Origin of the sequence: Dialister sp., assembly GCF_036343215.1 — a bacterium.
GTDB lineage: Bacteria > Bacillota > Negativicutes > Veillonellales > Dialisteraceae > Dialister.
Genome location: NZ_JAZASU010000065.1, coordinates 1 through 9682, shown reverse-complemented (window position 1 = coordinate 9682; position 9682 = coordinate 1). Strand labels below are relative to the sequence as shown.

Below are 9682 nucleotides of genomic sequence, written 5' to 3'. Positions count from 1 at the left end.
GCGCTTATTGTCTTATAGCGGTATCCTATCACCGTTTGCGAAAAGCCTTACTGAGAGATGATGTTGTTAATTCAGAGACCTATCTGCTGTTTCTCATTTGAGTTACAATTCAACTTTACACAGTCTATTGTACACTCCCTTTCTACCCGAAAGAAACTGATTAACGGAAAGCTGTACATTGAGGTTAATGGTTAATTCCCCCCGCCTGTGCAGAGTCCCCATAAAACTCCGCGGCCATCAGGCCGCCACCTTCCCGCACCCCGCATCCCGCTCCCCGCACCCCGATGAACTTTATGTCAGGAACAGGTTCATCCCCCGCCTGTGCAGAGGCCCCATAAAAACTCCGCGGCCATCAGGCCGCCACCTTCCCGGGATTCCCGATACCCCCCGATCATCCCCGACACCCCCGATTCAAAAGTTCTCCGGCCTGCAGCTCCCCTTCTCAGCTGATTTCAAAAATTTCCCGTGCCATGAAAGAATTGGCCCCATAAAAACTCGTGCCGCATCAGCGGCACACCTTCCCGCACCCCGCACCCCGCATCCCGCTCCCCGATGAACTTTATATTGGAATGAAACCGTAAGTTGAGAAACTGTACATTGAGGTTAACAGTTAATCATCCCGCCTGCGCACAGCCCCCATAAAAACTCCGCGGCCATCAGGCCGCCACCTTCCCGCACCCCGCTCCCCGCTCCCCGCTCCCCGATGAACTTTATGTCAGGAACAGGTTCATCCCCCGCCTGTGCAGAGTCCCCATCTAAACTCGTGCCGCATCAGAGGCACACCTTCCCGCACCCCGCTCCCCGCTCCCCGATCACCCCGATAGCCCCGATACTCCCGACACCCCCGATTCAAAAGCTCTTTCATCTTACAGTTTTCATTCCGGATCATCAGCCTGAGCGCAATACAAACATTCATTTGCACAAATTCCCTGCTCATCGTAAAATAAAGAAAATGTATGGAAGGAGCTGATTTCCATGGACAATTTCCGCCTCATCGATTTCATGAAAGCATGGCAGCAGCGAATCGCCGCCTCTCCCCTCACCCTTCAGGAAGGGACCGAAAGCTACGGCGCCTCGCCCAGGCAGGAGTTCATGAATACCATGAGAACCTTCGTGGATTACACCAGAAACGAATGGGCCCAAAGGTATCCCACCAGTGAAGACGTGCTTCGGGGTTATCATCGGAGCGAAATCGATGATGAAAAAGCCCTGGAAATCCTGTGGGCCTGGAATTTTCCCTACCTGGTCCGCCTGGCGGACAGCTATACCTGGGAAAGCCTCGAAGTCCTCGTGATTTCCACCTTCGAGCCCTTCCGGAAGGCCGCCTTCCAATATGAAGAATCAAAAAAGACCCCCTTTCTCGCCTATCTCAAGCCCTATGTGGAAGGAGCCATGAAAGATGAAGTGCGGAAGAACGGGCTTTACCGGCAGCGCAATGAATTCTCCCTCAATACCCCCCTGGACGGGGAAATGGAAAATGTGGACTACCGGGCCGATGACCGTCCGGACCCCTCGGCCCTGATTGAAGAAGAAGACACCATTTCCCATATAAAAAACCTCACCCGGAAAGCGCTGAAAGAGGCAGGCCTCACCGAAAAACAGGCCCGGGTTATCGAGATGATTTATTTCCAGGATCTGAAACCGGTCAGGGTCGCGGAAATCCTTCAAATCGATGCCACTTCCGTCAGAGACGCTCATCAGGGCGCCATGAAGAAACTCCGGAAATACCTGTCTGCGCACAAAGAGGGACTGTGATTCCGGTCAATTGTGCTTATCGTGATTCGTTGTTCGACCCTCGGCCAGTTTCTTCCGCCTGCGCACAATCCCCATAAAAAAACGTCGCTGCATCAGCAGCGACACCTTCCCGCACCCCGCTTCCCGCACCCCGCTCCCCGTTTTTCTTTCCCCATAAAAAACGTCGCTGCATCAGCAGCGACACCTTCCCGATAGCCCCGACAACCCCGATACCCCCGACATTCCCGATTCAAAAGCTTTCCATCCTGAAGTTTCCCTTCAAAATCAAGTATTACCCACGAATTTACCCAAACTTGACCTCCCATTTGTTATAATAGAAAAAATACAGAATCACGGAGGTACCTATGTCACAGAGCGCCATGCAGGAAATTACCTGCCCCCAGTGCGGGAAAAAGCACGAATGTCTCGTTTGGGACAGCATCAATACCATGGAAAATCCGGAAATGAAAGCAGCCGTCCGGAATGACGAAGCTTTCCGCTATCACTGTCCGGACTGCGGAGCCACGGCGGTTTTGAATTACAATTTCCTTTACCACCAGCAGGAAGACAAAATCCTCATTTTCGTGGATGCCGACGGATCCAGCTATAACGATATGGCCGCCATGCTGGGACAGAAGGGAAATGCCTTTGACGGCTATGTAAAGCGCATCGTCCTTTCCTATAATGAATTCAAGGAAAAACTCCTCATCCTCGATGCGGGCCTGGATGACCGGATTGTGGAAATCATCAAGAGTTCCGTCTGGGCCAATGTGGAGGAGCATTACAAGGATAAAGGCATCGAAGAAATCTACTTTGCCACCAATGAAGACGGGGAGCATGGCTTCCTTTTCAGAAAAGGCGGCGCCATGGTGGCATCCATGGAATTTGACATTGCTCTCTACAAAGCCATCAAAGACGCCGCTCTTCCCCGCATCGATTTCCTGTCCCAGAAGGATCTCATCATCAACAGAGCCTGGGCAGTGGAAATGGTGAATAAGCTGGGGTAGTTTAGCGGTTAGCCGTTAGTAGTTAGCAGTCAGCAGTTAGAAATTTAAACTAACATAGAGCTTTTCGTTCTTCGTTATTCGTTCTTCGTTAAGGTGGCGGCCCTGTCGGGCCGCTTTTTCATATGGGAATATCCAGCCCGGACAATATCCTATTTCCATATGAAAAAGCCATTTAACGATACACAAAATGAAAAAATTGCAATTTGTGTATCGTTAAATGGTCCCTTATTGAAATTGTTCTTTAAAATTTCCAACTTTCCGGAATACGCCCCGCCTGCGTACATTCCCATATTAACTCGTGCCGCATCAGCGGCACACCTCCCCGCACCCCGCATCCCGTTCCCCGATTCTTCATTCCCCATAAATAATTTGCGCTGCCTCAGCAGCGCCACCTTCCCGACAACCCCGATCATTCCCGAGATCTCCGACATTCCCGATTCAAAAGTTTCCCGTTATACAGTTTCCTTTCGGCCTTACGTCTTGACAATACGTCCCCCTCATGCTACCATATTCACAATCACATACAGGCAATGACAGGAAGAGTAAGCATCGGAGCGAGTCCCAGAGAGCTGCGTCGGGTGAAAGCAGTACGAGTGAAGGAGCTGAAGATGGACCTGGAGCCAGTTGGGCCGAATCATGAAGCCCGCCGGGACTGCCCGATACAGCAGCGGGGTATCAAGGAAATTTCCGGCGTACCTCAAGAGTTCCTGATGGTGACGTCAGGAAAAAGCAGAGTGGTAACACGGTATCAATCGTCTCTCAATAGAGAGGCGATTTTTTTATTTCAGAAACAAAGGCTGAAAGCCAGCCCGCAGCAGGGGTTACTAAGAGGGCTTGAACAGAATTTAAAATCATTTTTTAAAACTGTGGTAGAAAAAGTTATCAGTTCGCAGTTCTCAGTTATCAGTATTGAAAAGTATATATTGTATATGGCCCGCTTCCAAATCATTTGCGGGCCCACCTTCACTGAGAACTGAGAACTAATAACTGATAACTTCCTAAGAAAGTTTTTCATAAGAATGGTTTGAAAGGAATTCGCAACGTTCAAGTCCCACCACCCTTGTCCCCTGTTCTTTGATTTCTACGTATGACAAAACATTGGAGGCTATTATGGACATCAAGACAATCTGCATTCATGGAAGCGACTGGAAAGACCCCACCGGGTGCATTTCCGTACCGATTTTTCAGAGCGCTACTTTCGGTCATCCGGAGCTGGGGCAATCTACGGGTTATGACTATACGCGGGTCCAGAATCCGACCCGCGAATGCGCGGAGAAAGTGGTTTGCGCCCTTGAGCACGGCTGTGACTGTACCAGCTATGCTTCCGGCATGGCCGCTATTTCCATGGTCATGGAACTTTTCAAACCGGGAGATACGATTCTTTCCTCTGACGATTTGTACGGCGGTTCCATCCGTCTTTTCCGTTTCATCAACGAAAAAAACGGGGTGAAATTTAAATTTATAAACACCTCTCACCCCGAAGACGTGGAAAAAGCTTTCGATGAAACGGTCAAGGCCATCTATATCGAAACCCCGACAAATCCCATGATGCAGGTGACGGATATTCAGAAAATCGCAGAACTTGCCCATGAACATCAGGCCCTCCTCATCGCGGACAATACCTTCATGAGCCCATATTTCTGCAATCCCATCGACTTTGGGGCGGATATCGTCCTTCACAGCGGCACAAAATATCTGGCGGGCCACAATGATACCCTGGCAGGCTTTGTGGTCTGCAAAGATCCGAAGGTCGCCGAAAAAATCCGTTTCCTTTACAAGACCGTGGGAGGGTGCCTCGCTCCCTGGGATTCCTGGCTTGTGACAAGGGGCATCAAGACCCTGGCCCTCCGCATGGAAGCAGCCCAAAAGAATGCCCAGGCCATCGCGGAATTCCTCGAAAATCATCCAAAAGTAACGAAAGTCCTTTATCCGGGACTCAAAAATTTTGAAAATAGAGCTGTTCACTTCAAACAGTCCCGCGGCGCCGGAGCCATGCTTTCCTTCTACACCGATTCCCATGAGACAGCCCTGAAAGTGCTGAAATCGGTCAAGCTCATCCGCTTTGCTGAATCCCTGGGCGGCGTGGAAAGCCTCATTACCTACCCCGCTACCCAGACCCACTGCGACCTGACAGAAGAAGAAAGGCAGTCGAGGGGCATCACGGAATGCCTCCTCCGCCTGTCCGTAGGCATCGAAGGAGCAGAAGATCTGATTTCCGATTTGAAACAGGCTTTGGACTGAGGAGGACTTATGAAACTATCTGATTTAGACACGATTATAGACAGGCGCGGAAGCGGCTGTCTGAAATATGACTTTGCGGTGGCCCGCGGAAAACCGGCGGACGTGCTCCCCTTCTGGGTGGCAGACATGGATTTTCGTGTGGCCCAGCCCATCATCGATGCCCTTCAAAAACGGGTGGCTCACGGGATTTTCGGCTACTCCGAATCCGGCGATGGCTATTTCAAAGCATTGGCGGCGTGGCAGAGGACCTATTTCCACTGGGAAATCAAACCGGAATGGCTCATCAAGACTCCCGGCGTCGTTCCTGCCATCAATATCGCCGTAAAGGCCCTCACAAGTGAAGGGGACGGCATCCTCATCAATCAGCCCGTGTACTACCCCTTCCTCAATGCCATTATCAAAAACGGCAGGAAACTCATCAATTCGCCCCTCGTCCTCAAAGACGGTCATTATGAACTGAACTTTGAGGATTTAGAAGAAAAAATTATTTCCAATCACGTGAAGCTGGCCATCCTCTGCAGCCCCCACAATCCCGTGGGCCGCGTATGGACGAGGGAAGAACTTTCAAAGTACGCAGAAATCTGTCTGAAACATCATGTAAAAATCATTGCCGATGAAATTCACGAAGACTTCACCTGGCCCGGCCATCCCCATACCGCCTTCGGCACCATTTCTGAAGAAGCCGCCCAAAATGCCGTCATCTGCACGGCTCCCTCCAAAACCTTCAACATCGCGGGCCTCCAGAATTCCAATATTTTCATCCCCAATCCGAGCATCCGCGCCAGATTTCAGGCAGAACTGGACGCTTTCGGCTATGATCAGCTGAATGTCATGGGCCTTACCGCCTGCCGGGCCGCCTACGAAGGAGGCGCTGAATGGCTTTCCATCGTCAAAGAATACATTCGCGGAAATCTTGATTTCTTCCGTGAGTATCTGAAAATACATCTGCCGAAATTAAAACTCATCGAACCCGAAGGGACCTACCTCCTCTGGGTCGATGCTTCGGCCTATGGACTTTCCAATGAGGAACTGGAACACAAAATCCTCTACGACTGCCACCTCTGGCTCGATATGGGCTATGTTTTCGGAAAAGAAGGAGAAGGGTATCTTAGATTCAACCTCGCCTGCCCGAGGGCGACTCTCGCGCAGGGACTCAGGCAGCTGAAAGCCGGGCTTGAAAAATAACTTCAGGTGAAGAAGTTATCAGTTCTCAGTTATCAGTTTTCAGTGAAGGAAGCCCGCAACAGAATATGGAGGCGGGCTTTTACTCAATTTTTCAAAAAGCAGGGAAATATAATGTACAAAGTCAAACTGATGAATGAATACCTTCACGGCCCCATATGGATATATAACGCGGATGGAATTGCGGTTTTAAAGTATCCACTGATTTCAGATGACCCGATTCTTAAGAAGTTGAACGCGGAGGCTATGGAAATATTTTCTTCCTATTACGAGTTCGATTCCCACAACTCTCCCTGCTGGTTCAATCACGAAAAGGAAAAGGCAGAAAAAGGAAGCATGCTTTCTCTGATTCAAAAAATCTTAATCCGGCTGAACGAAATCAATGACGGCACTTTTGAAATCGAAGATTTGGAAACCTCCCGTCTGAACAATCTGTAATACCATATTTCCTGTTTTTATAATGACAAAAAGGCTCCTGACACGGCTTAATCAGGAACCTTTTTTATTGAAGCAAATCAGGGTGAAAATCAAATTATAAAAGGCCCGCTTTCATTTCTGATGCGGGCCACAATGATTGAGAACTGCGAACTGATAACTGATAACTTCTAAATTCAGCTTTTGAAAATGACTGCTGCCTATTTTCTATCCCAGATGGATATAATCCTCAGACTCACTTCATAAAGCACGATACACGGCAAAGCCAGCAGGGACTGAGTCAGGATATCGGGTGTCGGCGTAATGACGGCAGCAATAATGAAAGAAGCGAGAATGACGAATTTCCTTACTTTTTTCAGCGTCTTCGCATGGACAAGGCCTGCCCGGGATAATGCAATCATGACGAGGGGCAGGTTGAAAACGATGCCGAAGGGAAGGATCATGAGAAGCACGAATTCCAGATAATTCTCCATGGACAGGAGAGGCGTGAAGCTTTCTCCCCCGAAACCTATCAGGAATTGAAGGCTCCTGGGCATGACGAAGAAGTAGGAAAAGCAGATGCCTCCCAGAAAGAGTCCCACGGAAAGGGGTACGAAAATGGCGGTCCAGGATTTTTCTCTGTCCGTCAGGGCGGGAAGAAGGAAGCGCCAGAATTCGTAGAAAACGACAGGAGATGCCAGGATGAAGCCGGCAATCACGGCTGTTTTCATATAGATGATGAAAACTTCCGCGGGCCTTGAGAAATAGAGATGCCCCGCCGGAGCCGTAAGGAAGGCAATGAGTTCTTCGATAAAAAATAAAGATACTGCCGTCCCCAGACCAATGGCGATGAGAGAGGAAATGATCCGCTGCCGGAGTTCGGAAAGATGACCGGTAAGGGGCATTTCCCCTGCCGATTCAGCGGCAATCATTTTTTCTCACCTGCCGGAGCTGCGGGAACCTGGACTTCTTTCACTACAGTTACGGTTTTTGTTTCATCTGTATTGACTGCGTCCTTGAATTCATGCATGCTCTTTCCCAGAGCTTTGCCAATTTCCGGAAGCTTGCCGGGTCCGAAGACGATGAGACCGATGACGAGGATGAGAAGTAATTCAGGAATGCCGATGCCAAACATAATGTACCTCCTTGCGTAAACGATGGAAATATTATGTACAGCATACCCCTTCTCTATTTCGTTTCTGTCAAATTTTATTTTCATTTCTGTCAGAATTGGAAAATTTCTGCAAATTTACTGAATTTTGACGGATATTTCCATATTTTTTCCAAATCCTCGCTTTTTCTTTGCTCTGACTTCCTACACTGGAAATATCCGCATGGGAGGACAATCCAAAAGAATCACTCCTATGGAAACTTCCCCAGTCTTTCCATGCGGTTCCATGAAAAGGTGAATCCCGGATGAAAAGGGTACCGCTGACTCTATTTCCAAAGGATCATTCACCACCTGTTTAGAATTTGGAGGATACCATGAGTGAATCAATGATGAAGGAACCGATTTCCAGAAGAACTTTCCTGAAACTTGCTGTAGGAACTGCTGCAGGCGCTATGCTTTTCCATTTCCCCTTCCAGGCTTCCGCTGCCGAAGAAACGGCACACCGCCTGGAAATCAAACCGATTTCGGTGAAAGACCTGCCCGATGCCATCGGTTCTGCCAAGGCCTCTCCCCTCGTCAATGGTTCCTACAAAGACCTCCTTTCCCTGGTCAATAAAATCAAGGACAGCTCCCTCAGATCTGCTGTTCTTGGCATTTACAACGATCCCCAGCCCCGGTTCATGGCAAACTACACTTCTTCTTCTGCCGTGACCCGCACTTACAATAAGCTCCTCGAAAAAGGCCTCGTGAATCCGTCCAAAATAACGGCAGAAACCCTTTTCCCGAAAGTTCCGGCAAATAGCCAGCCCACCATGACGGCTCCGGGCTCCGGCTACATGAGCCATCATCCCTATCCGGGCGGACTTTCCACCCATGTATGCTCCAATATGCATATTACCCTCGGTCTCTGCGACACCTACACGAAAGTTTTCGGCTATGACGTAGACTATGATATCGCCCTCGCAGGACAGGCACTCCATGATAACCAGAAACCTTTCGTCTTCCAGTGGCAGGCAAACGGCGCATCCCTGAAGGAATACACTCTGGCCGGTCAGGGCGCTCACCATGTATTCTCCATCGCTGAATCCATGACCCGCGGACTTCCTCCGGAAGAAGTGGTAGCCCAGGCTTGTGCCCATGGCGCTCCTTCCAATCCGAAAGAAGAAGCTCCGGTAGTCGGCTGGATCAAAGCAGCCGGCATCATTGCAGGTATTGATCCTGTGAAATACGGCGCCCTCACCAAAGACGGCGAAGGACTCCCGGCTCCTCATAAACAGGAAGGCTACATCGTTCATCTGGGCGACCATGACTGGGTACTGACCAGCCCGGCTTCCGGCAAATCCATCGCCATCCTGAAGGAAATCGCCGCTTCCGATTACGGCATCACCGATGAACCCACCTTCAACAAATTCAGAAACTACGTGGGCTCCCAGGTTTCCTTCATGTACATCAACCATCTGTCCTCTTTCGCAGACGGCATGAAGCAGATTAATGCTCTCGTTCATCAGATTATTTTGAAATAAGGCTTACCTTTATGAACATTTTCGACATGAATCATCGATAATCGTTCTTCGTGATTCGTTGTTCGTTCTTCGATGCAAGCCAAAAGACCGCTTCAGAAATGAAGCGGTCTTTTTTGTTATCATTTATCAGCTCAACAGTTCTTAGTTATCAAAAGTATGTCCAGTCCTTTGAAATAGCCACACACATGCCCGCTTCCAGATTTTGATGCGGGCCACCACCCCGGATTCCGAACGATTCAAAGTTTCAAAGACAACTGTTATTTCAAAACTTCAAAAACCCCGGCCGCTGATAACTACGAACGGAAACGCAAAAAGCCGCCCATCACGTTGTGATGAGCGGCTTTTGAGCACGAAAACAAGTCCTCCTGGAAATGAAGGACTGGAGGATAGAGCCGGGTTCCCAGAATTCCGGGACATACTGATCAATCGGCAGCAGAAATCGTAATGGGCGTATGCTTCTCGTGAGACAT

10 protein-coding genes are annotated in these 9682 nt (G+C 49.4%); 7 read left to right on the top strand and 3 right to left on the bottom strand.

Going from position 1 to position 9682, the window contains the following annotated elements; genetic code table 11:
* Positions 1 to 975: 975 nt before the first annotated feature.
* Positions 976 to 1755, top strand: coding sequence for a sigma-70 family RNA polymerase sigma factor (locus VZT47_RS07895; protein ID WP_330224428.1), 780 nt, complete (start codon positions 976 to 978; stop codon positions 1753 to 1755).
* A 344-nt stretch (positions 1756 to 2099) separates the two neighbouring features.
* Complete coding sequence (locus VZT47_RS07890; protein ID WP_330224427.1) at positions 2100 to 2741, top strand: CpXC domain-containing protein; 642 nt, start codon at positions 2100 to 2102, stop codon at positions 2739 to 2741.
* 149 nt (positions 2742 to 2890) lie between these two features.
* Here the strand turns inward: VZT47_RS07890 and VZT47_RS07885 are convergent, their stop codons facing one another.
* A complete protein-coding gene (locus VZT47_RS07885) occupies positions 2891 to 3154 on the bottom strand; it encodes a hypothetical protein (RefSeq protein WP_330224426.1) in 264 nt (87 codons plus the stop codon).
* A 195-nt stretch (positions 3155 to 3349) separates the two neighbouring features.
* Between VZT47_RS07885 and VZT47_RS07880 the strand changes: the two genes are divergently transcribed.
* The 4 genes from VZT47_RS07880 (at position 3350) to VZT47_RS07865 (ending at position 6602) form a co-directional block, all read left to right on the top strand.
* The gene (locus VZT47_RS07880) at positions 3350 to 3718 is read left to right on the top strand and encodes a hypothetical protein (protein ID WP_330224425.1); all 369 of its coding nucleotides are present in this window, start codon (positions 3350 to 3352) and stop codon (positions 3716 to 3718) included.
* Positions 3719 to 3851: 133 nt separating this feature from the next.
* Positions 3852 to 4982, top strand: a complete 1131-nt coding sequence (locus tag VZT47_RS07875) for a trans-sulfuration enzyme family protein (RefSeq protein WP_330224424.1) — start codon at positions 3852 to 3854, stop codon at positions 4980 to 4982.
* A gap of 9 nt (positions 4983 to 4991) precedes the next feature.
* Positions 4992 to 6167 (top strand): MalY/PatB family protein, encoded by a 1176-nt coding sequence (locus VZT47_RS07870; RefSeq protein ID WP_330224423.1) that lies wholly within the window; start codon positions 4992 to 4994, stop codon positions 6165 to 6167.
* Between the two features lie 111 nt (positions 6168 to 6278).
* Positions 6279 to 6602: an RNA helicase gene (locus VZT47_RS07865; RefSeq protein WP_330224422.1), complete on the top strand. Its 324-nt coding sequence runs from the start codon at positions 6279 to 6281 to the stop codon at positions 6600 to 6602.
* Positions 6603 to 6799: 197 nt separating this feature from the next.
* Here VZT47_RS07865 and tatC read toward each other — a convergent pair whose 3' ends face one another.
* Both tatC and tatA read right to left on the bottom strand, forming a co-directional pair.
* On the bottom strand, positions 6800 to 7510 hold the full coding sequence (gene tatC / locus VZT47_RS07860) for a twin-arginine translocase subunit TatC (protein ID WP_330224421.1): 711 nt from the start codon (positions 7508 to 7510) through the stop codon (positions 6800 to 6802).
* The gene (tatA, locus tag VZT47_RS07855; protein WP_330224420.1) at positions 7507 to 7713 is read right to left on the bottom strand and encodes a twin-arginine translocase TatA/TatE family subunit; all 207 of its coding nucleotides are present in this window, start codon (positions 7711 to 7713) and stop codon (positions 7507 to 7509) included. Before tatA ends, tatC begins: the two co-directional genes overlap by 4 nt.
* A 350-nt stretch (positions 7714 to 8063) precedes the next feature.
* Here tatA and VZT47_RS07850 point away from each other — a divergent pair, with 350 nt between their 5' ends.
* The gene (locus tag VZT47_RS07850; protein WP_330224419.1) at positions 8064 to 9212 is read left to right on the top strand and encodes a twin-arginine translocation signal domain-containing protein; all 1149 of its coding nucleotides are present in this window, start codon (positions 8064 to 8066) and stop codon (positions 9210 to 9212) included.
* Positions 9213 to 9682: the final 470 nt, after the last annotated feature.